The 22,921-nt window shown below is 35.6% G+C and carries 27 protein-coding genes; 7 read left to right on the top strand and 20 right to left on the bottom strand.

Translation table 11 applies throughout. The features are described 5' to 3' along the window. Window positions 1–30: 30 nt before the first annotated feature. From G508_RS0113810 to G508_RS19045, 3 genes are all read right to left on the bottom strand, one after another. Complete coding sequence (locus G508_RS0113810; protein WP_169628042.1) at window positions 31–1,053, bottom strand: AlbA family DNA-binding domain-containing protein; 1,023 nt, start codon at window positions 1,051–1,053, stop codon at window positions 31–33. 106 nt (window positions 1,054–1,159) lie between these two features. Then, window positions 1,160–2,203 (bottom strand): sensor histidine kinase, encoded by a 1,044-nt coding sequence (locus G508_RS0113815; RefSeq protein ID WP_026705880.1) that lies wholly within the window; start codon window positions 2,201–2,203, stop codon window positions 1,160–1,162. After that, window positions 2,203–2,856 (bottom strand): hypothetical protein, encoded by a 654-nt coding sequence (locus tag G508_RS19045; protein ID WP_051197649.1) that lies wholly within the window; start codon window positions 2,854–2,856, stop codon window positions 2,203–2,205. Before G508_RS19045 ends, G508_RS0113815 begins: the two co-directional genes overlap by 1 nt. A 644-nt stretch (window positions 2,857–3,500) precedes the next feature. Here G508_RS19045 and G508_RS0113825 point away from each other — a divergent pair. From G508_RS0113825 to G508_RS0113840, 4 genes are all read left to right on the top strand, one after another. Next, window positions 3,501–3,737, top strand: a complete 237-nt coding sequence (locus G508_RS0113825) for a hypothetical protein (protein WP_026705881.1) — start codon at window positions 3,501–3,503, stop codon at window positions 3,735–3,737. 241 nt (window positions 3,738–3,978) lie between these two features. Then, window positions 3,979–4,428, top strand: coding sequence for a tetratricopeptide repeat protein (locus G508_RS0113830; RefSeq protein ID WP_026705882.1), 450 nt, complete (start codon window positions 3,979–3,981; stop codon window positions 4,426–4,428). Between the two features lie 59 nt (window positions 4,429–4,487). Next, window positions 4,488–4,958 carry a hypothetical protein gene (locus G508_RS0113835; protein WP_026705883.1) on the top strand — a complete coding sequence of 157 codons (471 nt, stop codon included), beginning with the start codon at window positions 4,488–4,490 and terminating at the stop codon, window positions 4,956–4,958. Window positions 4,959–5,129: 171 nt separating this feature from the next. After that, entirely contained in the window at window positions 5,130–5,354 is a 225-nt protein-coding gene (locus G508_RS0113840) for a hypothetical protein (protein WP_026705884.1), read from the top strand. Window positions 5,355–5,471: 117 nt separating this feature from the next. On the opposite strand, the gene G508_RS19050 is transcribed toward G508_RS0113840, so the two are convergent. Continuing rightward, on the bottom strand, window positions 5,472–7,994 hold the full coding sequence (locus G508_RS19050; protein ID WP_169628043.1) for a T9SS type A sorting domain-containing protein: 2,523 nt from the start codon (window positions 7,992–7,994) through the stop codon (window positions 5,472–5,474). Window positions 7,995–8,184: 190 nt separating this feature from the next. On the opposite strand from G508_RS19050, the gene G508_RS0113850 reads away from it, so the two are divergent. Next, window positions 8,185–8,574: a hypothetical protein gene (locus tag G508_RS0113850; protein WP_026705885.1), complete on the top strand. Its 390-nt coding sequence runs from the start codon at window positions 8,185–8,187 to the stop codon at window positions 8,572–8,574. Window positions 8,575–8,805: 231 nt separating this feature from the next. Here G508_RS0113850 and G508_RS0113855 read toward each other — a convergent pair whose 3' ends face one another. From G508_RS0113855 to G508_RS0113875, 6 genes are all read right to left on the bottom strand, one after another. Then, entirely contained in the window at window positions 8,806–9,480 is a 675-nt protein-coding gene (locus tag G508_RS0113855) for a hypothetical protein (RefSeq protein WP_026705886.1), read from the bottom strand. 69 nt (window positions 9,481–9,549) lie between these two features. Beyond that, on the bottom strand, window positions 9,550–9,756 hold the full coding sequence (locus G508_RS19865; RefSeq protein WP_084625992.1) for a helix-turn-helix domain-containing protein: 207 nt from the start codon (window positions 9,754–9,756) through the stop codon (window positions 9,550–9,552). Between the two features lie 3 nt (window positions 9,757–9,759). Then, window positions 9,760–10,296 (bottom strand): DUF2975 domain-containing protein, encoded by a 537-nt coding sequence (locus G508_RS0113860; RefSeq protein ID WP_026705887.1) that lies wholly within the window; start codon window positions 10,294–10,296, stop codon window positions 9,760–9,762. Between the two features lie 165 nt (window positions 10,297–10,461). Further along, window positions 10,462–11,199: an SDR family NAD(P)-dependent oxidoreductase gene (locus tag G508_RS0113865; RefSeq protein WP_026705888.1), complete on the bottom strand. Its 738-nt coding sequence runs from the start codon at window positions 11,197–11,199 to the stop codon at window positions 10,462–10,464. A 77-nt stretch (window positions 11,200–11,276) separates the two neighbouring features. Next, window positions 11,277–11,846 carry a Crp/Fnr family transcriptional regulator gene (locus tag G508_RS0113870; protein ID WP_026705889.1) on the bottom strand — a complete coding sequence of 190 codons (570 nt, stop codon included), beginning with the start codon at window positions 11,844–11,846 and terminating at the stop codon, window positions 11,277–11,279. A 213-nt stretch (window positions 11,847–12,059) separates the two neighbouring features. Continuing rightward, window positions 12,060–12,968, bottom strand: a complete 909-nt coding sequence (locus G508_RS0113875; RefSeq protein WP_026705890.1) for an NAD(P)/FAD-dependent oxidoreductase — start codon at window positions 12,966–12,968, stop codon at window positions 12,060–12,062. Window positions 12,969–13,149: 181 nt separating this feature from the next. Between G508_RS0113875 and G508_RS0113880 the strand changes: the two genes are divergently transcribed. Then, window positions 13,150–13,527 (top strand): Fur family transcriptional regulator, encoded by a 378-nt coding sequence (locus tag G508_RS0113880; protein ID WP_026705891.1) that lies wholly within the window; start codon window positions 13,150–13,152, stop codon window positions 13,525–13,527. A gap of 140 nt (window positions 13,528–13,667) precedes the next feature. On the opposite strand, the gene trpA is transcribed toward G508_RS0113880, so the two are convergent. The 10 genes from trpA to G508_RS0113935 all read right to left on the bottom strand — a co-directional run bounded on the left by trpA (window position 13,668) and on the right by G508_RS0113935 (window position 22,244). After that, entirely contained in the window at window positions 13,668–14,438 is a 771-nt protein-coding gene (trpA, locus tag G508_RS0113885; RefSeq protein ID WP_026705892.1) for a tryptophan synthase subunit alpha, read from the bottom strand. An 11-nt stretch (window positions 14,439–14,449) separates the two neighbouring features. Then, window positions 14,450–15,634: a tryptophan synthase subunit beta gene (gene trpB / locus G508_RS0113890; protein WP_026705893.1), complete on the bottom strand. Its 1,185-nt coding sequence runs from the start codon at window positions 15,632–15,634 to the stop codon at window positions 14,450–14,452. Then, window positions 15,631–16,242 carry a phosphoribosylanthranilate isomerase gene (locus G508_RS0113895; RefSeq protein WP_035694801.1) on the bottom strand — a complete coding sequence of 204 codons (612 nt, stop codon included), beginning with the start codon at window positions 16,240–16,242 and terminating at the stop codon, window positions 15,631–15,633. The genes trpB and G508_RS0113895 overlap by 4 nt, the downstream gene beginning before the upstream one ends. Then, a complete protein-coding gene (gene trpC, locus G508_RS0113900; RefSeq protein ID WP_026705895.1) occupies window positions 16,239–17,024 on the bottom strand; it encodes an indole-3-glycerol phosphate synthase TrpC in 786 nt (261 codons plus the stop codon). The genes G508_RS0113895 and trpC overlap by 4 nt, the downstream gene beginning before the upstream one ends. Before the next feature lie 2 nt (window positions 17,025–17,026). After that, window positions 17,027–18,019 carry an anthranilate phosphoribosyltransferase gene (trpD, locus tag G508_RS0113905; RefSeq protein ID WP_026705896.1) on the bottom strand — a complete coding sequence of 331 codons (993 nt, stop codon included), beginning with the start codon at window positions 18,017–18,019 and terminating at the stop codon, window positions 17,027–17,029. Window positions 18,020–18,160: 141 nt separating this feature from the next. Continuing rightward, window positions 18,161–18,727 carry an anthranilate synthase component II gene (locus G508_RS0113910; RefSeq protein WP_026705897.1) on the bottom strand — a complete coding sequence of 189 codons (567 nt, stop codon included), beginning with the start codon at window positions 18,725–18,727 and terminating at the stop codon, window positions 18,161–18,163. Between the two features lie 6 nt (window positions 18,728–18,733). Beyond that, window positions 18,734–20,134 carry an anthranilate synthase component I family protein gene (locus G508_RS0113915; protein ID WP_026705898.1) on the bottom strand — a complete coding sequence of 467 codons (1,401 nt, stop codon included), beginning with the start codon at window positions 20,132–20,134 and terminating at the stop codon, window positions 18,734–18,736. 410 nt (window positions 20,135–20,544) lie between these two features. After that, entirely contained in the window at window positions 20,545–21,114 is a 570-nt protein-coding gene (locus G508_RS0113925; RefSeq protein ID WP_026705899.1) for a YceI family protein, read from the bottom strand. Window positions 21,115–21,140: 26 nt separating this feature from the next. Further along, on the bottom strand, window positions 21,141–21,773 hold the full coding sequence (locus G508_RS0113930; RefSeq protein ID WP_026705900.1) for an NAD(P)H-dependent oxidoreductase: 633 nt from the start codon (window positions 21,771–21,773) through the stop codon (window positions 21,141–21,143). A 15-nt stretch (window positions 21,774–21,788) separates the two neighbouring features. After that, the gene (locus G508_RS0113935) at window positions 21,789–22,244 is read right to left on the bottom strand and encodes a MarR family winged helix-turn-helix transcriptional regulator (RefSeq protein WP_026705901.1); all 456 of its coding nucleotides are present in this window, start codon (window positions 22,242–22,244) and stop codon (window positions 21,789–21,791) included. 139 nt (window positions 22,245–22,383) lie between these two features. Here G508_RS0113935 and G508_RS0113940 point away from each other — a divergent pair, with 139 nt between their 5' ends. Further along, complete coding sequence (locus G508_RS0113940) at window positions 22,384–22,914, top strand: TlpA family protein disulfide reductase (RefSeq protein ID WP_026705902.1); 531 nt, start codon at window positions 22,384–22,386, stop codon at window positions 22,912–22,914. Window positions 22,915–22,921: the final 7 nt, after the last annotated feature.

The raw sequence follows: 22,921 nt of genomic DNA on the forward strand, positions 1-22,921 counted from the left end.
TTGCGAAACCGCTAACTGTTGTTCTAACTCTTACCTTTTCAATAAATCTTTCAATAAATTTTCTCTCGTAGTACCGAGTTCTTTTTGTTTGTCAGAAGCGAGAGTGTTTTCTTTTTTAGAAGTGATTAATGCTAATGGATTTTCAGCAGGAATTCCTTGAATATTGAAATTAAGTTTGTATTCTGAAAATTTCAGAGGCGATTGTTTGCCTCCGAAATGCAAAACCAAATCCATTTCACCATTAGGTAAATCTCCAATGTTGAAAAGCAACTTTTGAGATGTGATGTCCGGTGCTCCAAAATGAAGTATTCTGATAGCATCATTTTTAAATTGATGCCCAGCCATATCATAGTGCCGCCTTATATTTGGATTAGCTGACGTGGCGCCTTCAAAAATAGCTGAACTAATAACTCGATATGTAATGTCATACTCATTTTGTAATTCAGAAAAATTGAATGTCAAAATTGAGATGTCCAAAAAGTTTCGGCCGTCAGGGTAATTTCCAAACCGATCTAAATTTATATACGCTTCGATATTCGGATACGAGATTTTTTTGAACAAAGCCTCAATTAAGTAATGTGGTGCTGGTTTTGTTTGACCATCAAGCCTCGCCCAATATGTATTTTTGTATTGATGTGGTGAATAATTGCTTCTTTGAATTTCAAAAACGTAAAGATAGCTCCCGTTATCTTCAATAATTTTTACATTAATTCCAATTGGCAATGGAGCAATTGAATCTGAAATTTTGCTTATCAACATATCCTTATCTAGCAATTGATCAACTAGAGATAATGCACCTTGAAATAAAATTTGATCACCATTTTTTACCCCGAGTGGAGCGCCCCAAATTAATATGCCACCTTCTGAGTTTAAAAATGCACAGAGACCTCGAATAACACCTTCTAAATTTTTATTGAAGTTTCCAAATTGAGCGTGAAAAGCTTTAAATTCTATTTTAGTTGATTCTTCTTTTGCAGTAGCAAAGTAGTTGGTAATATCAGTAATTATAAGATCTTCTAAGTTTTTCGCGAAATATGTTTCTGAGAAATTCATCATATTTAAAATTCATTATTTGGTTAAGAATAGCAGATAACGTTTTGCGCTAACTGTTGTGGATATCCGGGCGAGTGGGGTTGTGCAACGCTGTTGGAAGCAGTGCTTATTTTTGGAATCTTATTTCGAAAACATTTTTTTCATAAACAATACCTTCAATTTTTTTTATATAAGTTGGTTTTTGATATGGATTTATTATTAGTTGTGCGTTATTTAATTTCAAAATCCTATTAACAATATATAGACCTAGACCATCTCCATTTTTGCCAGCTTTTTTTGCGTTGATACCTGAATAGCCTTCCTTGAAAACATCTTGATTTTCCTCTTCCTTAATTTCCATACTAAACATATCTAAAATTAAGCTAAATGATTCATCTTTCACTTCAGAGAATCGTATGCGTAATTGAGAATTGGGCATAATATATTTTACAGTATTATCAATAATGTGATATAAAGCTACTCTAATTGTTTCAAAATCAAAAGTTAAGACTTGCGTACTTTCTTCTACGGCTACATATACATCTAGTTCCTTAAAATCTTGATAAAAGACATGTAGGACAGTTAATATAACTTTCTTTATAGGATGCGGCTGTTTTTGCAATGTTTCTTGGCCACCATCTAGCTTTTTAAAAACCGTAAATTCAGCTTTCATTGCAATACTATTTTTTGCGATTCTTAAAAAAGCGTCTGCAACTGCATCAGAATTGTCAAGAAGAAAAGTTTTAATTGTTTCTCTAATGCTCCTATAATCCTTACTTAATTTTTCTTCTGGAACTAATAAATATAATTCTTGAATATTATGTGCGTTAAATGAAGTTATATTATGAACAAGTCTTCGATTATTAGCTTGAATATCTTGAGTTAATTTGTTTTTGATTAAATTAATTTCTGCTAATTGTTCAGAATATATTTGTAATTTTTCCTTGAAGAAACGTGGTTTATTAACTATTTCATAATCATATGTAAATAGATATGTAATCCCTTCTTCAGATTGAATTATACCGTGTCTTGCTTTTTTCCTAATGAAAATACACTTATCAATTAGTGAATTTTTATTCTCACATGATAAATAGTAGTATTCGTTTCTTTCGGGAAGATTAGAAAATATAATTACACCATCTTTATTTATCAATTTTATAAAAGTCTCCATTAGTTAATCTCTTTACTAAATCGTTCAATTAAGCTAATAAATTCATACGGTTCTGCATCTTTTGAAAGTAAAAAATCAACTTTTTGTATAGATTCGTGAAAAACATTGTGTATTTGAATTGCAGAATATATAACTACTTTTTTATCAGAATATCTGCTTTTAATATTTAATGCTAATCCTAAACCTTCATCTTTACAATCTAATAATTTTCCAACACCTTGAACATCTACAAAAACAATGTCTGCATTTTTTATTGCATCATCATTATATGATTTAAGGTCTGTTATACTTTTGGTATTTATCCATCCTTCGTTTATCAAAATTTTTACAACTTTAAATTTTGTATCATCATCAATAAATAATATTGAAATTGTTCTTCGTAATTTTTCCATGTCAGTTTCTGATCTGGATATTTGATTATCTCCATTTTCTTGTTGGTTTAAATTTAGAATAATATTGTTCGTATTTGTTGAATTTATATTAGGATTATTATCAATGTCTATTGGATTTGAAAGCGGTGTAGGGCTTTTCTTTTTGTAATTCTTGTATGCAATTGTGATTGCGATTATTGTTCCTAGTAAAGCTAAAGGATAATACCAATTAATTTTCCAGAAATCCGTAGTATCAAATTGTAAAAGTAAATTTGTAATCATATATAAATTATTTGAGTTTAAAAGGTTATTGTGTTTATCATTGTTGTACAACAAGAATATGTGAAACAAGCATTCGCAGATCACTCCAAAAAGGGGTTATAAGCGAAGGTTTTTTTCGTCTAATTTTCGAAAATAACAATTGTTTTTATAGATTCCATCAATATTTAAATTTTCTAAATGTTTTCCATTTTATATAACATAATTAATAAAATATTTAGAAAACAGTTATTGTACCTCCCAAAAATATAAAAAAAATCTCCCCCACCACTAGGGGAAACCCTATTTCTTTAACACAAAGCTAAAGAACTTAAAGGGCTAGAAAGTACGGTTTTCCGTAAAACCATAAAATAATTCCAATAAAAATAGCGTAGGGTTTCAAAACAACGAGTTTGGGGAGATCCGTTGTAGTGTATTATGCTCAAATATAGGGATTTATTGTATTCAAAAATTGTTTCAGTCCATTATTTATAGTGTGTAGTCTTACAAATACCTATAAATAGGGGGTAGTTAGAACGTTCCGCCACTTCGTTACTCTTTTCCACTGGTGGAATGCTTCAATGGTGAGGTGGAACGTATTAAAAGTTTAGTGGAATGCTTCAACGGTGAGGCGGAACGTAGTAAAGGTTTGGCGGAACGCTTCAACAGTGAGGTGGAACGTAGTAAAGGTTTGGTGGAATGCTTCAGCAGTGAAGCGGAACGTAGTAAAGGTTTGGTTGAACATGCCAAAGAAGAGTGGAATAAAAGAAGAGTGGAATAAAAGAAGAGCCGGAAGTTCATTGCCTATTTTAAAAGCAAAATCCCTTTCAGTTTTGAAAGGGATTTTTTCGTTTTCCTACGAATATTTTAAGGATGATATTCACCCTTTTTGGGCAAAGTTTTGAGAATCGGTCTAACTTTGTGGATATCCGAGTTATCCTGTTATTTCTTTATTATTAAAACTTAACACTACTATACAAGCCTATAAAAAGTTCTCTCTTTTAGTTTTTGGCCATGTTAAGTATTCCTGTTAAAAAAAGATTAATTTTTTTATTTTTTAAAAAAGTAGAGATAAATTATTTATAAATTTGATTAGCTGATTAAAGTTAATTTTTGTGATTAATTGATAAAATTATTATTAAAAAAATGAATAAGTGTCTGTTTTTATTTTTTTTATTTTTTAAAACTAATTTTTATAGTCAAGTCACATCTCAAAATGATGTTGATTCATTAACTACTTATTATGTACATAAGGCAGATTCGTTAATAAGGATAAATGATTTTAAAGGTGCTATTGTTAAATATAGTGAAGCTTTAAATGAAAACGCAGACAAATTAAGAATATACAAGAAACGTAGTATTGCATATCTTGCAGACAAAGACTATGAAAATGCAATATTAGATTACAATAAAATAATAGAAATCGTTAAATCTTCTGAAAAATTAGCAAATGAATATTTTTATAGAGGTTTGTGTAAAATAATGCTAAACAAGCCAGGTGATGATACATGTGAAGACTTAATGAAAGCTAAAGAACATGGTTTCGAAGCAGAGTGGAGTTCTTTCTCAATCTTTTGCTCAAATATTGCCAATTAAATTTTTTTTAATAATCTTAATTCTGGAAATATAAATCCAAACTAAAAAAAAACAAAATTATGATTACAAAATTTAGTCTTAAAAAAATAAGCTTTTTACTGGTTATTACTCTACTATCAGGTCTTTTTTTTATTTCCTGTTCAGATGAAAATTTTACTCAAGATGAAATCATACAAGAAAAGGAAGTGGACAATTCCAGTATTCTTAAAAGTGGTGGACCTGCACCTATAAATTATCTTAAAGATTTCAGGTGTGAATCCGACATAATTAGTGTAATCGGTGGTTGCTATGAATTTCAAATACGTTTCTACTACGTGGGTGGTGGTGAAAGAATACTTATTCATTCAGCAAATATGAGTACAGGAGATTGTCAAAGCAGAAATGCGAACAATTCTTGTGAAGGAAGCTATAGAGGTGATTTTATCGATAAGGATGATCGAATTAATGGATGTATCAGAGACTATCTTGAATCTGATCCAGAAGTATATAGTACATATGTTGAAATGAGAAATAGAATTACAAGTAATTAGACATTAAAAATTATTTATATTTTTAGAGCTATTAAGATAGTAAAGGGAGGTTTTTTATCTCCCTTTATTTTTTGGTAAATAATTATAAATATAAACACACGATTGCTAGTATATCCACAACAGTGGTAAACTATTTTAGACACCCCTAAGCGAACCGATGTAATAACAGTAGTGGAGTATGATGCAAAGGCGAATTTGGTTTTTACCAATACAGGAAGCGTGTCGCTAACCTTTGCCTTGAGTAACTCAGAGGAGCTGGAAGGTGTAGAGGTCGAACTTTCTGCCGGAGCCACTATCACGAAAACCATGGGCGAACTTCTTGAGAATGCCACCAGAATTTTGGTGCAAAACCTAGACAAGACCAAACAAGGCAGCTATAGTGTAGTGATAGAGTAGAAGCCTCTTTTTAAACAAAAAACTCCCGAATCGCTTCGGGAGTTTTTAAGTAGTAAGACTAGAGTATTAAGTATTAAGATTTTAGAAATAAGGACTTCTAACTCCCAATTCCCAACCTTACTTAACCACCAGTTTTTTGGTAACCAAATGATGTTCTGAAATCAATTGAATGATGTAGTTGCCGCTGCTCATTGGCGAAACATCAATTTTAGTGTCTAAAGCAATTTTATCTAACTGTTTTTGCAAGATTCTTCTACCATTCATATCAAAAACATTCACCGTTACAGCTTCATCGATTGTACTATTGAATTGAACATAGCCATTTTGAGCTGGATTTGGATAGAAAAAAAGTGTAGCTTCATTTTTTTCATTACCCTCCACACCCAAGCTAGTAGGCGATACAGATGTTCTCCAAACACCACGACCATAAGTTGCTACCAAGACATGATTTTCAACAGCATTGATTTCCAAATCGGTGATGGTGGTGTTGGGAAGTCCAGTGCTGAGTAAGGTCCAGGTAGTACTTGAATCATCCAAATAATAAACCGCTCTTGACAAGGCTACATAAATGGTGTTGTTGTCACTGCTTGATTGGTGCACAATATCGATTTTTCTTCCCTCAGGTAAATTATAGGTAATATTTTCCCAAGTTGCTCCACCATTCAGCGACCTTAAAACATGATCGGATTTGGTGGCATATAAAATCTGTGGATTTTGATGATGGAAAGCAAAATTGGTAATGTCACCCCATTCAGGAAGGGATAATTCCGTAAAAGCCATTGGATTCAAGCCATTCGAAAGGAACACTTGGTTATTCGAAGAAAACATCACCCGTTGATCATTGTTCGGGTCCACTTTGATTTGGTCAATGTTTTGGCTGGTCAGCGGAAAAGTCATTTCTGGTTGCCATTGAAAGGTGTCTGGATTCAGCGAATACAGTTTTTCAAAACCAGCATATAATTTTCCTCCAGCACCCACTTCAAGTGGCGTAATCCAATTACCCTCAACATCATTAGGAGAAGAGGCTACATATTGACCTTGTGTTGGAACTTGATTGTTCTCAGTGGCATAAAGTCCTAAACCAAATTGGATAAAACCTAAACTATAGTTCAGTGTTGGATGCACGACAGCATCCATTCCGTCAGCACCATGATAGTTATACCACTGATTTTCATACAACTGATAACCACCATTATCTTGCAAACCACCCGCTATGTTGGTTCCTGCAGCTTGTTTGACATCAATTCTGTAAAGCTGTCCGATAGCGACACCATTTTTAGTTTTATCTGAAAAAGAAGTTCCATCGTCCTCAGAAATGTAGATTCCGCCATCAGTTCCTGCATATAATTTTCCGTTAAAGAATTTTAAATCATGAATATCCGCATGAGAATAGGAAGGTGCTAGTGGATCAGACCAAGAGTTCACTTGGGTAAAACTTACTCCACCAGTGCTGGACGACCAAATATTCAAACACCCTGTAAAAATTAGATTTGCATTTTCATCTGAAACCGTCAAAGCCAAATCGAACCAAGCTTGTTGACCCTCATAAATATCAGTTGTGGTATTTCGTGGGGTAAAAGTTGAACCGCTATTGGTAGAACGGTATAGTCCCTTGAAAGTAGAATCGGTATTTGAAACCAAAACATATAGATAATTTGCATTAGCTGGCGTCACGGCAATAGCAGTTCTTCCAGCGTTATTATAGGTTGTTTGAGTGGTAAACGTTTCACCCCCATCTATAGATTTTTTGATGTAGACTTGACCTAAATCATAATTTTGCTCTACCAAATACATCACGTTAGGGTCATTGGGTTTTAATCTCATTTCTTTACAAACACCGCCGTTTTTCAACGTCCAGGTTTGTCCTGCATCAGTAGATTTATAAAAACCTTGACTACTTACTACCCAAAGAATATTAGAATTGGTGGGGTGGATGTAAATTTCGCCTGTTGTCGAATAATCCCATATTGGAAATGCAGTGGCACTCCAAGTCAAACCGCCATCTGTTGATTTAAAAATACCCGATGAATAACTGTCTGAAGCATCTTCATCTCCAGTAGAAATATAAACAATATTTGAATTTGCATAATCGACTGCAATACCCGAAACACCAATTGTAGGTAGAAAATCCGTTAAATTAGCCCAAGTAGTTCCACCATCAGTACTTTTCCATAAACCACCATTAGGAGCTCCGATGTAAATCGTATTGGGGTTATTTGGATCAACCAAAGTGACATTCACTCTACCCTGACCAGAACTCCATGACCCTGAATTGGTATGTGAAAATGGTCCTAATGGAATCCAATTGCTGATGTCGTTAGTATTATTTTGCTCCATTGTCGCTGACGGAGTCAAATTTCTTCCTTCCAAATACAAATTTTGGACTTCCTTTTGCGTAAAAAGTGTTCCATCTTCATGATGTAAGGCTTTCCAAAGCTCTTTCCATCGTTGATAGACTTTAAAACCGCTACCTTTTTTCTTTTTGTTGGGATTGGATGCCCAATAAGCGTCTAATTGTCTCGTGATCTCAAAATAATTATCAGAATCTACAGGCTTTCCTGCAACAATGATGGGATTTCGCTGGGCAAAACTCAATTGAGAAACCAAGAGAAGGGCAATGAAGTAAATAATTTTTTTCATGTTTTTAATTGTATTTTTTAGGGGTAATAGTATAGCTTTAGCCATAAGTATTGGTTTGCACCAAACTCTTAGTTCATGACGATTTCAGATAGCTAGTTTTTTTATGGGGTTTGAAATGCTTTAGCAATTTCAACTTTTAATTGGGTAAAAATAATACAAAAACATCTACTTTTAACTAAAATTTTGCGTCATGAAAAAACTTTTAGTATTGCTATCTATCATTTTGTTAATCCAGTGTAAAACTGCTGTTCCGAAACCTCAATCACAAGTTCCACAAATTACAGTAGCAACGTATCATAGGGAAATTGCCGGTATTAAAAATGCTAGTCCCCAAATGGTGTATGAACTACTATTTTCAGCACCATTGAGCGAACATTTTCAGGTGGAAAATTTCTATATCAATGAAATTGAGAAAAAAATAGTGGCTCATCCATCAGGAAAAATCAGCTTACACGAAAGTGCTTCTTCTTTTCCTGAAAATGATGCTACCCTGAAATACAAAGTTCGCATCCGGTACAACAATAAATTTTATGAATTAGAAGGTGTTTTTCAAAAGAAGAATACAATGTATCGACCATAAGTTTTGATTGTTTTTGTTTGATGAAATAAAAGCCAATAAAGACTATTATTTTTAGTTCTGATATCATTTGTTACCTGGAGCCAAAATAGGATTGATGTAGATAGAACAGTTCAAGAGCATTATTCCCTAGCTACCATGCGACAATCTCATTAAGTTAAGCGGTTACATCAAGAAGCTCCATAAACTTGATAAAAGCAAAATCCCTTTCAAAACTGAAAGGGTTTTTTTCATTCAGGGATTTTTTTTGATGAAAGTATTTTTCCGCAATTCATTATATTTTTGGGCCAGCATGGTGAGATAAAAAGTAGTCAGCATCTTGTTCTTTCCTTTTGCAACCGCCATAAACCATTCATGGTCGGTGGCATAAAATAGAAATCCTTTAGCCATCCCTTTTTCGATTTTCAGTTCCTTTTCTAAAAAGATAGTATCATAAAGGGTCTCAAGCTTTGCAATAGTGGATAGTTTTGCTTCAAATTCTTCGGCACGTTTTTCTGAACGGTATTTTCCACGTTCGGCAGGAGTTAATAGGGGTATTGGTTTTTGGATGATGCCTAAATCATAAGCATTGATATGCGAATAATTTGTGATCACCACTTCATCAAGTTCTTCAATCTTCGAAGTCATCTCGATGGTTACAACCTTGCTGTTATAGGCTTCATCGTCTATTAGTTTTCGCATCTTGTCCAGATGGGATGCATAAAAAACCAGCAAATCATCAACTTTTGCCATAATTTTAAAATGGCCCAAACTGTCAGTATGGGTTTCCTTTTCGGTGGTCATGTTCAGCACCAGGATGTTGCTGACTTTGGCATCAGCCACTATTATCTTTCCGGCAACGAGTTTTTCGTCTTGGGCAAAAACCAGGTTGCAAATTCCGAACAAGAAAAGGAAAAGGATATTTTTCATGGTTCCAAATATATCCAATTCCCTTTTTGCTTTGAAAGTGATTTAGTTAATGATTGTTTAAAGTTTTTCTTACTCGTCTTTATACTCCAAAATATCCGAAGGCTGGCACTCCAAGACCTTGCAGATCATTTCAAGCGTACTGAACCGTATGGCTTTTGCCTTCCCAGTTTTAAGAATGGAAAGGTTGGAGAGCGTGAGGCCCACTTTTTCCGAAAGTTCATTTAGCGACATCTTTCGTTTGGCCATCATCACATCGAGGTTTACAATTATTGGCATGGCTTATACAGTTAGTTCGTTTTCGTTTTGAATTGCTACTCCTTTTTTGAAAATAACAGCAATGATGTAGATCACGGCACCCATTAAAATAAAGGCTTCACTGTCGGTCCAAAATTGGTCCAAGTTGTCGGGAACAAAACCGTGAGGCTGTAAACTATTAACCAACTGTTGGGCAATAGCACTCAACAGCCCGATGCAAAGTGTGATGTAGCTCATTAGCGAAATTTGTCGTGCTACAAAATCGCTGAAGGGTTTTGACAAATCCATTTTGTGCATGAGGTGGATCACGGTGTAAAATAGGCAGGCTTTTAGAATTGCAATGAGTAGAATGAAACTATACACACCAAAAAAAGCCAATTTACTGTCGTTATACATTTGAATCAAGTCCAACTTTTGATAAAGATTTTGGACAAAGTCAGGGTTATAGAGCGTGAAAAAGAAATTTACGAGTAAGCCTCCTGCTTCAATAGACAAGCCGACAAAAATGAGCCAAGCGATAACATATAGGCCCCAAAATACGAAGTTGTTTGTTTTTGACATAATTATCAAGTTTAAAATTATGTTCAAAAATAATAAATAAATAATTATTGATAAACAATAAAAAATGATTTTTTATAGGTAAATTTTTTTTGAAGTATCCAAATAAAAAAATCCCTTTCGTTTAGAAAGGGGTTTGTATAAGTGACTATGGCAAACTTTAAGTTTTTACCAAGGACTGACTTCAGATGCATCTTCAATATCGTTGCTGAAGAATTTTCCTGTTGGAGCATTTTGATCCGTTAGCGTATGCTTGATGATAAAAGTTGCGGCATTTTCTGCAGTTCCAGGTCCATTATGATGGTTGAAGTCCGTTGCGGTATAACCGGGATCAATTACGTTTACTTTGAAGGGCAGGTCTTTTAAATCATAAGCCAATACAATAGAGTAGGCGTTCAAGGCAGATTTTGAAGTTCCGTAACTTGCAGATTTAAAATCATAGTATTTCCAGCTAGGATCGCTGTGTAAGGTTAAAGAGCCAAGTCCAGAAGTGATGTTGCTGATTCGTGGACTATCTGATTTTTTAAGCAATTCCAAAAAGGCTTGTGTAACGCTGATAACGCCAAAAAAGTTGGTGTCAAACACAGTTTGTATGTCTGCTATTGAGGTAGTCGCTGCATTTTGAGGAAATTCGCCACTTATTCCCGCATTATTGATCAGGATGTCCAATTTACCTTGTTCTTTTTCAATCCTATTTTTGGCTTCTAGAATTGAATCTGGTTTTGTAACATCAATTGCAATAGCCTTGATGTTTTGAAATCCATTTCTACTCAATTCATTTACAACTGCTTCTCCTTTTTCAAGATCACGTGTTCCTAAATAAACAAATAATCCTTTTTCCGAAAGCTGTTTTGCAGTTTCCAAACCAATGCTTCTGTTGGCTCCTGTAATTAATACTGATTTCATTTTTATCTTTTTTTAAATTATAAAGCAAAGGTGCTCTGTTTAAAAATAAAATCATTTGCCATTTGGCAAAAAGCGATTTAGCGTATGTTTTTTCTGATTCTGCTCAAAGAAGATTGTGTAATGCCCAAATAAGAAGCAACGTAGGAAAGCGGAATACGATTAACAACATTGGGATAGATTTCTAGAAACATTAAATAGCGGGTTGTAGCATCTTCAGTAACCAAGGGGCTTCTTCTTTCTACTTTCTGCCTCAATACTTTGGAGATGATTTTGTGCACGATTGTTTCCCATCCCACAATTGTATGCAACAAATCCAGCCAATCTTTTCTGGAAAAAACAATCATCTTACAATCTGTAAGAGCTTGGACATAAGCACTTGAGCAAATCTGATTGTCAAAACTCTCCAAATCCACAACAAGATTATTTTCGTCAATAAAATATTTGGTAATTTCTTCGCCTTTGTTATTGTAATAGCAAACCCTCAAAATACCCTCTACGACAAAGCCTACCTCTTGTGATATTTTACCAGCTTCAGAAAAGTAAGCATCTTTCTTGATCGTTAATTCTGTTGCCTTACTTGAAATCAAGGCCAGTTGTTGTGGGTTTAAATTCCCAAATTGCAAGATGTATTCTATAAATTCTTTCATAGCTGCAATTTAGGAAATGTTGTAGGGTTAAGAATTGTCATTTGGCAAAAAAAACTAAAAAATTATCAACGAAGTAATACAAAAAGATAGTGCTTTCCAACTCTTTTAATACAACAAGAAAAGAGGAATTATTTTTATAAAGAGCTGTTTTTCTTATATAATTTATATTTATACTTATACTTATACTTATACTTATACTTATACTGGCTTGTTTTAAAACTCCTCCTCAACCAGTTCCTTATTGACCATTGCTCCAACCATATTTCCTGTATAAACGGCATTTGCTACCGATCGCATCATCGAGCTATTGTCTCCACAAGCATAAATCCCTTTAATAGATGTTTTTTGAAAAGGATCTACTTTGATATAACCTTGTTCGGTCAGTTCACAACCTAATGTGACCGGAATTTCTGTATGTTGTTCAAAGGGTATTCCTGCATAAAGGGCATCAAGGCTTATTTTTTTACCATTTTTAAAAACTACATTCTGTATTTGTCCGTTTTGGTGTTCCATTTCGGTAATTTCAGTTTCAATAATTTCAATGCCGTTTTGGTTGAGCTTTGAAAGTTGTGTGTCGTCAAAATTGGCGTTACCATTGGTGAGGATTATGAGCTTTTTCGTCAGGTTATGAACCAGCGAAGCCAAATGGAACGCCCTTTCACCATTTGCCATAATAGCAGTTTTTTGACTCCTAAATTCATACCCGTGACAATAAGGACAATGAATTACTGAAATTCCCCAACATTCTGCAAAGCCTTTTATCTTGGGCATGATGTCTTTTATTCCAGTTGCGAAAATTAGTTTTTTACTTGAATATTTCGCTCCCGATCCTGTTTTAATGGTAAAGCCTTTTTTAGATCTTTCTCCACTAATTGCTTTGTCCTCTAGAAATTGCACAGTGTCATATTTCAAAACCTGTGCCTTGGCTTTGGCTGCAATTACAGCGGGTTGTTCCCCGTCTTGCGTAATGAAGTTATGGGAATGTGGAGTTTGTTTATTGCAAGGATTTCCAGCGTCGATAATAAGTACTTTTCGCAAAGAACGACCTAATGCCATTGCCGCAGAAAGTCCGGCATAACTTCCGCCTATAATAATTACATCAAAATTTGCTGTGTTTTTCATGTGATTTTGTTTAGTTAAAGAAAGAACTGGAAGCGGTATGCCTAAAGCGATTGCCAGAGCTCCTCCCGACTTGATGAGTTCTCTACGTGTCATTTTAGTGCTATTATTTTGGCAAAGTTAAAAACATTTTTTATTATTGCAACATAATCGCAATAATAATTGCGACAAAGTTGCGATAACTATGAAAAGAAGAACCACCCCCACAAAAGAAGCGGTTATGGCTGTTTTAACTTCAACTACAAAAGCGTTGAGCCAGGATGCCATTGTTCAGAAAATTGAAATCGGAATCGATAGGGCAACGATTTATAGGGTGCTGAATCAATTTTGTGACGACAACTTGGTACATAGAATTGTAGCCGATGATGGCAAACAATATTTTGCGGTTTGCATCAAATGTGATCAACAGCAATTGCCTGATAATCATTTTCACTTTCGATGCACAAGTTGCCAATCCATCGAATGTCTTCCTTCGATGGTGCATTTTTCTGTACCCGTAAACTATCAGGTCGAACGGGTAAATTGTATTTTAGTTGGGGTTTGCAAAGAATGTGGTTCTTGAAAGAAAAGGTTGGAAAATGATTTTATTATTTTGAATATATAATCTAGTAAAAAGCAATCAAAAGAAGTAAAAAAGAGCCATAGAGGATATCTATTCTAAATAGTTAAAAAATTGTTTTTCAGTTGTATGAGTATGTTTACTTAAATTATATTTTTGATAAAATTATCGATAGTATTAACGCCGTTTTCTTTTAAAAATTTGATAAAGGCACTTCCAATAATCGCTCCTTTTGCAAATTTTGTAGCCTGATTGAAAGTCGTTTTATCGTTAATTCCAAAGCCAACTAGCTGTGGATTTTTCAACTTCATATTTGCAATTCGTTCAAAATAGTTGGTCTGGCTTTCGCCAAAAATTCCCTGATTTCCGGTTACACTTGCTGAGGAGACCATGTAGATAAATCCGTTTGAAACGCTATCGATGTATCGAATCCTGTCTTCAGAAGTTTGTGGGGTAATGAGAAAAACATTGACCAAGCCATATTTTTCAAAAAGGAATTTATAGTTTTCGATGTAAATGTCGACTGGTAAATCGGGAATAATGAGTCCGTCAATGCCAATTTCAGCACATCTTTTGCAGAAATTCTCAACTCCATATTGCAAAATCGGATTGAAATAGCCCATTATCAACAGCGGAATTTTCACGGTTTCCCTAATGTTTTCAAGCTGTTGGAACAAGATGTTTGTTGTCATGCCGTTGTGTAATGCTATTTGAGAACTTTCTTGAATAGTGGGGCCATCAGCCAATGGGTCGCTAAACGGCAAGCCAATTTCAATCATGTCAACACCACTATTTTCAAGCGATTCAATAATGGTTTTGGTGTCGTTCAGGTTGGGATAACCTGCTGAAAAATAGATGGAAAGTAGTTTCTTGTCTTCTTTTAATTTGTCGTTGATACTGCTATTGTGGTGCATTTTAGTGAGTTTTAGGTTAGTTTAAAATAATCAATGTAGGTGTTCAAATCTTTATCGCCTCTGCCAGAGAGGTTTATGACCACGATATCACTTGGCTGAAACTTCTTTTTGTCCAGTACAGCAAAGGCGTGAGCGGTTTCGATAGCGGGAATAATACCTTCGGTTTTGGATAGTTTTAGTCCCCATTTCATAGCCTCATCATCGGTTATGGAAAGAAATTCGGCCCTTTTGGTTTGGAAAAGATTCGCATGCATCGGTCCAACACCTGGATAATCCAATCCTGCCGAAATCGAGTAGGGCTCGGTAATTTGACCGTCATCGGTTTGCATTAAAAGGGTTTTGCTTCCGTGGATGATTCCGATTTTTCCCAATGCCGAAGTTGCGGCACTTTCGCCAGTCTCGATGCCTTTTCCGGCCGCTTCAACGGCTATTATTTTCACCACTTTTTTATCCAGAAAATGGTAGAAAGCTCCAGCAGCATTGCTTCCGCCACCCACACAAGCAATCACGTAATCGGGATTTTCGCGGTTTTCTTTTTCTAGAAGTTGGTGTTTTATTTCCGATGAAATCACAGCTTGAAAACGAGCTACCATATCGGGATAAGGATGAGGTCCGACAACGGATCCGATGATGTAATAAGTGTTTTCAGGGTTATTTATCCAATCTCTAATCGCTTCGTTTGTAGCGTCTTTCAGTGTTTTGGAGCCTGATGTTGCAGGACGAACTTCAGCTCCAAGCATTTTCATTCGGGCCACGTTTGGAGCTTGCCTTTTGATGTCGATTTCGCCCATATAAACGATGCATTCTAGTCCCATCAAGGCACAAACGGTTGCTGTTGCTACTCCATGTTGTCCGGCTCCAGTTTCAGCAATGATGCGGGTTTTGCCGAGTTTTTTGGCTAATAAAATTTGTCCAATCGTGTTGTTAATCTTGTGAGCACCGGTGTGGCACAAATCTTCACGCTTGAGGTATATTTTTGTATTATATAGTGCTGATAATCGCTTGGCAAAATAGAGTGGTGTAGGACGCCCGACATAATCAACTAATAGTTGCTGAAATTCCTTCTGAAATTCAGGCTCTTGCATGATTTTTAAGTAATTTTGACGCAATTCTTCTACATTCGGGTAGAGCATTTCGGGGATAAAAGCACCTCCGAAATCTCCATAAAATCCTTTTTCGTTTACATTATAGCTCATTTTTTTTTATTTTTTAAGGGTAAAATTTCCTGTAATTGTTCTATGTTTTTTAGTCCAGGTTCGATTTCAAATTTGCTGTTTAAGTCAATGGCATAGATAGGCAAGTTTAAATGTTTTATTTTTATAATTTCCTCAATTCCAATGCCTCCACTTAAAAATAATGATTTTTTAGAATTGTATTTTTTGAGTAATTCCCAGTTGAAGGTTGTGCCATTTCCGCCAGGCATTTTTCCTTTGGTATCGAATAAAAAATAATCGCAAACGTCTTCAAATGGTTCTAATGCTGTGAAATCAAAAGTATCGTCTATGCTGAAAACTTTGATGATTAGAATGTCATCTTGCTTTAAATTTGAGCAAAAATCTACTGTTTCATTCCCGTGAAGTTGTATTATGTTCAAGTTGTATTGCTTCTTCTTTGAACGAATTTCTTCAAGTGATGCATCTACAAAAACGCCCACTTTTTGGATTGAATCGGGAAGTTTTGGTATCTCGACATCAAAAAAACGAGGTGACTTTTCCCAAAAAATAAAGCCCAAAAAGTCAGGCTGAAGCTTGCTGACTTCAGCTATATTTTCAGGATATTTCATGCCGCAGATTTTTATTTTCATAACGTTAATTGATTGATAAATTGTTTCAAATTTTCACCAGGTTCATTCGGTTTCATAAATGTTTCTCCAATCAAAAATCCTTGATAACCATATTTTTGTAATTCTTTAATTGAAGTAATGCTTTGTATTCCACTTTCTGATATTTTTACAAAATAAGAGGGTATTTTAGAAGCTAGATTTTTGCTTACATCAAGGTTTACTTCAAAGGTTTTGAGGTTCCGATTGTTTACTCCGATGAGGTTTAAACTTGGCATGATGGATTGGTTCAGTTCTTCTTCGTCATGAACTTCCAGCAGCACTTCGAGTTGAAGCGATTGTGCCAATTCAGAAAAAGTTTTTATTTCATCTCGAGTCAAAACAGCTGCAATCAATAAAATGGCATCGGCTCCGAAAGCTTTTGCTTCAAGGATCTGATATTCGGAAATGATGAATTCTTTTCGTAACAGCGGAAGGCTTACTGTAGCTCTTGCCAAAAGCAAATCATCCAAAGATCCACCAAAATATTTGCCATCTGTTAGAACCGAAATACCACAAGCTCCTGCTTTTTCATATCCTTTTGCGACTTCATCAACGGATAAGTTATAATTGATTTCGCCCAATGAAGGCGACCTTCTTTTGTGTTCGGCAATGATTCCAGTAGTGCTGTTTTTTAATTTTTCTGACAGCGAAAAAGTGGCTTTTTCAAACAAAACCGATTGTTCTAATTGTCGGATTGGAATAATCGATTCTTTGAGTATAACCTCTCTTTTTTTGTCAATTATTATTTTATTTAGAATGTTCATTGTTATTTGCTTATGTCGATTAACTTATCTAAAACTTTATGTGCTTTTCCTGATAGCAAACTTTCTGTTGCTTGTTGAAATCCATCCAAAATGGAACAATTTTTCATCAAGGAAATTGCCATTGCAGCATTGGCACAGACAACATTGTTTTGTGCTGTTGTCCCATTTCCAGAAATGATAGTTTGGAAAATTTGAGCCGCTTCTTCAACTGTTCTTCCGCCTTCGATTTGGTTGTGGATTAGTTTTGATACCCCAAAATCTTCGGGTTTTAAAATGCTTTCTGTTGTATTGGAAATAATCTTGGTAGTGCCTGTCAGCGAAATTTCGTCATAGCCGTCCAATGCGTGAAGGATGCTAAACTTGATTTCGGTATTTTGATACAGATAGCTGTACATTCTGGCGAGCTCCAAATTGAAAACGCCCACCATCTGATTTTTTGGAAATGATGGATTGACCATTGGACCCAATAAATTAAAAAACGTCTTGATGCCCAATTCTTTTCGAATCGGACCCACATTTTTCATGGCGGGATGAAATAGTGGGGCATGCAAAATGGCAATTCCAGTTTCTTCGATGCTTTTTCTTAGGAAATCCTGATCATTGCTGAATTTCACTCCAAGGTTTTCCATCACATTGCTGGACCCCGAAATGGACGAAACGCCATAGTTTCCATGCTTTGCTACCTTGATTCCTGTTCCAGCGGTTACAAACGAAGCCAGAGTTGAAATATTGAAGGTGTCCTTGCCATCGCCACCCGTTCCGCAAAGGTCGATGGTTTCGTAATCTGAGAAGTCGATCGCGATGCAAAGTTCCAATAAGGCTTCCCGAAAACCAGCCAATTCATCGATGGTTATATTTCGCATCATGAAAACGGTCAAAAACGAGGCTATTTGGATTTGATTGTACTGTCCTGAGGAAATGTTAACCAAAACAGATTTTGCTTCTTCTTTCGAGAGAATTTCATGGTTGATGAGGCGATTGAGAATATGTTTCATAGTTTATGTGCTTGAAATTAGAAAATAAAAGTCTGGATCAACATCAAAAGTCAATGTCAATTTCAAAAATCAATTGCAATTTCAAAAGTCAATTGCAATGTCAAAAAAATAATGTGGAATAGTAAGAACTTGAATTTGGCGTTAGCTACTGAGCCAATTTTCGAGTATTTTTTTTCCGTTTGGGGTTAAAACGCTTTCGGGATGAAACTGAACACCTCGAACATCGAGAGTTTTGTGACGCAGCGACATGATTTCACCGTTTTCGTCAACTGAAGTGGCTTCCAAAACTTCGGGCAATTGTTTATTTACCACCCAAGAATGATAACGGCCGACTTCAATTTCTTTTTCCAAATCGTTGAAAAGCATTTCATCATCGACTGTGATGTTGACTTTTGTAGCGACACCGTGGTATACTTTTTCCAAATTGATGAGGCTTCCGCCAAAAACTTCCCCGATGGCTTGTTGTCCGAGGCAGATTCCCAAAATACTTTTTGTCTTGGCATATTCGCGAATTACGTCTTTGAGCAAACCTGCCTGATCGGGAATTCCTGGACCAGGCGAAAGCAAGATCTTGTCGAACGGCAGGAGTTCGTCGAGTTCAAATTCGTCGTTGCGGAACACCGTCACTTGGCAGTTTAAATCTTCGAGGTAATGCACCAAATTGTAAGTGAAACTGTCATAATTGTCTATTACTACTATCTTTTTCATGTTTTCTTAAATTTTTTCAGCCAAATGTAAAGCCTTGTTCAAAGCTCCAAGTTTGTTATATACTTCTTGTAATTCGTTGTCGTTATTGGAATCGGCTACAATTCCAGCTCCAGCTTGGTAATGCAATTGATGGTTTTTGCTTAAAAAGGTCCGAATCATAATCGCGTGGTTAAAGTTACCTTCAAAATCCATACAGCCAATGGCTCCACCATAAAAATTTCGGTTGGTAGTTTCAATTTTTTCGATGAGTTGCAGGGCTTTGTGTTTTGGAGCTCCCGAAAGGGTTCCGGCTGGAAAAGTAGAAGCTACCACTTGCATGGTATTCGCCTTTTCATATATTTTTCCTGTCACTTTTGAAACCAAATGGATCACATGCGAAAAAAATTGCACTTCGCGGTATTGGTTCACGGTCACATCATGTGCGTTTCGGCTTAGATCGTTTCGGGCCAAATCGACCAGCATGACGTGTTCGGCATTTTCTTTTTCGTCTTCAGATAATTGTTTGGCTAAAATAGCATCTTGTTCGTCGTTTCCGGTGCGTTTGAAAGTTCCTGCAATCGGGTGAATTTCGGCAATTCGGTTTTTAACGACCAGTTGAGCTTCGGGCGAAGACCCAAAAATCTTGAAATCTCCATAATCGAAAAAGAACAAATAGGGCGAAGGGTTGATGCTTCGCAAAGCACGATAGACATTGAATTCGTCGCCTTTGAAATTTTGCGTAAAGCGTCTTGACAAAACAAGTTGAAACACATCGCCAAGATGACAATGTTTTTTGGCCAAATTGATATGGTTTAAAAAAGCGTCATCCGAAAGATTAGAAATAGCTTCTCCGGTTTTTTGAAACTGATAGGAGGGAAGGTTTCGGGTTTGCAACAATTGTTCGATTTCTTGGCTATTGTCTAAACCGTCGATGGAATGGCAGAAAATATACGCTTCGTTTTTGAAATGGTTGATGGCGATGATGTTTTGATAAACGGCATAAAACAAATCAGGTATTGAAGTAGTATCATCTTTTTTAGAGATTGTTGCTTTTTCAAAATACCGAACTGCATCATAGGAAATGTAGCCAAAAAGGCCATTGTTGATGAACTTGAAATCGTTTTTTGTGGTTTGGAATTGCGAGGTAAATTGTTGGATCTCGTTTGGAACATTGGTTGTTTTTTCAATCGAAAAGGTTTCTGCAGTTCCGTCGGGGAAAGATTTTGACAGCATTTCATTTTCAATTTTGATGGTCGCGATTGGATTGCAACAGATATAGGAAAAACTATTGTCGCTTGCGTGATAATCGCTACTTTCCAAGAGCAAACTATTCGGGAACTTGTCGCGAATCTTGAGGTAAATGCTTACAGGTGTTATGGTGTCTGCAAGAATTTGTTTGTGAAAGGTGTTGAGTTTAAATATTTTCATGTTTGTTGTTGTAAAGTTGAAAGCAAAAAAAAAAGGCTTGTCGTGATTGACAAGCCTTTTTGGATATTTAGATTTTAAAATATACTCATAGGTGTACAGTTCACGACGATTGACGTAAAGTGTTCCACCACCAAGTATTGTTTAAAATTGTGTTCATGTTTGAATTTTGAATTACAAATGTAGTATTTTTTTTGAATCGAAAATAAATGTTATGAAAATTTTATTATGGATGTTCTTTTTTTGAAGTTTGTTTCTCGTTTTCTACTATCGCGATAGGGATAGAAGCGGTTATCCTTTTCTTTTTTTCCTTTAAAAAAAGAAAAGATAGGAGCGAATAGCCCGGCCATCGCCCTAAAAAAGCAAAACCCCGAATGTTACTTCGAGGTTTCGGGTATTTATTTAGGGGTAAATTAGAATGCTAGTTCTACTGCTAAATCAAATTCGTCGCTGATGGCTGCGTCACCAAGACTGTCAAAAAAGCTTCCTGATTTGTATTCGATTCCGTATTTTGTTCGGTCGATTTTCAAGGCAGAAGTTGCTTTGTTTCCGTTAACCGTGATGTCAAAAGTGATTGGTTTTGTGATCCCTTTTAATGTCAAATCAGCTGTTACCGTGTATAATCCGTTTTGTTTTGCGGCAACTTTTGTAAAGTTTAATTTTGCAGTTGGGTATTTTTCAGTTCCGAAGAAATCATCGGCTTTCAAGTGACCTTCTAGTTTTTCTTTACCTTGACCAGCTTTCAAATCTGTAACTTGGATTGAGTTCATGTCAACTGTGAACGTACCACCCGTTAGTTTTTTTCCGTTGAAAACCAAGCTTCCTTCTTTTAGGCTAACAGTTCCTTCGTGTGAACCGGTTACTTTTTTACCCACCCAGCTGATTTTGCTTTTTGCAACATCTACTTTTTTGGTTTGTGCAGTAGCTACAGTTGTTCCGAAAGCTACGAATAATGCGATTGCAATAGTTTTTAAATTTCTCATTGTTGTAAATTAATTAAAGGTTGTGATTATAAATTGATGAATAAATCCTGGTTTGATTTTCGCACTTTTTTATAATGCTGTGCTGCATCTTCTTCGTGACGGTAGCCAATAACGGCAATAACGGCAGTAGCTAGGCCATGTGCATCAAGATCCAAGATTCGGTCGAATGCTTGAGCGTCGAAGCCTTCCATTGGAGTGGCGTCAATTTTTAACAGAGCGGCAGTGGTGATGAGTGTTGATAAGGCGATATAGGCTTGTTTTTTTGCCCACTCTTGTTTAGTATGTTCCTCTAAACCGTCGATTGCATTGTGGATCATACCTTTAAAACCGTCTAGATTTTCTACAGGAATTCCTCTGGTTTCACTGATGTTTTGCATGTAGGCATCGATTTGTTTGTCTCCCAGATTTTTTTCTACTGCAAAAACAAGAAGTTGTGAAGCATCTGTAATTTGGGTTTGGTTCCAAGCCACGGCTTTCAGTTCTTCTCTGAGTTTTGGATTTTGAACATTGATAATTTTATAAGGTTGCAAGCCATAAGAAGAAACGCTTAGCCTTGTAGCTTCTAGCAATGTTTCAAGATCTTGGTCACTTATTTTTTTAGATGCATCATATTGTTTTGTTGCATATCGCCAGTTTAGGCTTTCGATGATAGTATTCATTTTATTATGTTGGGATTAAATTGTTCTAAATTTTTCTAATAGATTGTTGAGGGTTTGGAGTTCCTCGGTATTCAAATTCTGTACAAATAGACTTTCGTGTTCTTCCACTTTCGGGTCAAGTTCGGCCAATAGATCCAATCCTTTTTGGGTAATGAGGACTTCGATTTTTCGTCTGTTACCGGGACATACTTTTCGTGTAACCAGTTCCTTCAATAACAATTTGTCGACCAAGCGAGTAGTGTTGCTCGTTTTTGCCAACATTCTTTCCTGAATGAGGAACATATTAGCGGGAGATCCTTTTTGACCTCTCAAGATTCTCAATACATTGAATTGTTCTCCCGATAGATCTAATGGCTTTAGTATTTCATTGAATTTCTCAGTAATGACGTTTTGTGTATAATAAATATTCAAGACCGTCTTCTTGGGAAGTGAAAGTGGTGAATTTGATTTTATAATATCTTCGATTGTCATAGTTGTAATTACAAAATTTGTAGGTACAAATGTATTACATTGTTTTATTTGTACATACAAATGTTCTAATAATTTTTTGTTAAATAAATGAAGTGATTTTTTATTATGCTTAATTTAGGGCTCCGTTTAAAAATTCTTTATGAAGAAATTCCTAATCTTATCGGGTATAGCATTGATTTTTATAGCAATTACAGGAGCTTCGATTTACAGCGAAGGCGAACCAAAGCCATTGAAGGTATATGAAAAAGAAGGTATTGTTGTAAAATCATACGACTATAATGGTTTGGAATATTTCCTGAAGCAAGACAATGATACAACTTATGTTGTCAACTTTTGGGCGACATGGTGCATGCCTTGTATCGAGGAATTGCCTTATTTTGAAAAGTTGAATGCAGAATATAAGGACCAAAAAGTGAAAGTGATACTGGTTAGCCTTGACATGTCGAAACAGGTTGAAAGCCGGTTGATTCCTTTTATGCAAAAAAAGAAATTGCAATCGAAGGTGTTGCTGCTCAATGATCCTGATGCAAATGCCTGGATTGAAAGGGTAGATCAATCATGGTCGGGGGCGATTCCAGCAACGGTTATCTATAAGAAGCAAAACCGAAAGTTCTATGAAAGGAGCTTTACATACGAAGAATTAGAAAAGGAAGTAAAACAATTTAATTAAATAAATT

Origin of the sequence: Flavobacterium soli DSM 19725, from assembly GCF_000422705.1 — a bacterium.
Classification (GTDB): domain Bacteria; phylum Bacteroidota; class Bacteroidia; order Flavobacteriales; family Flavobacteriaceae; genus Flavobacterium; species Flavobacterium soli.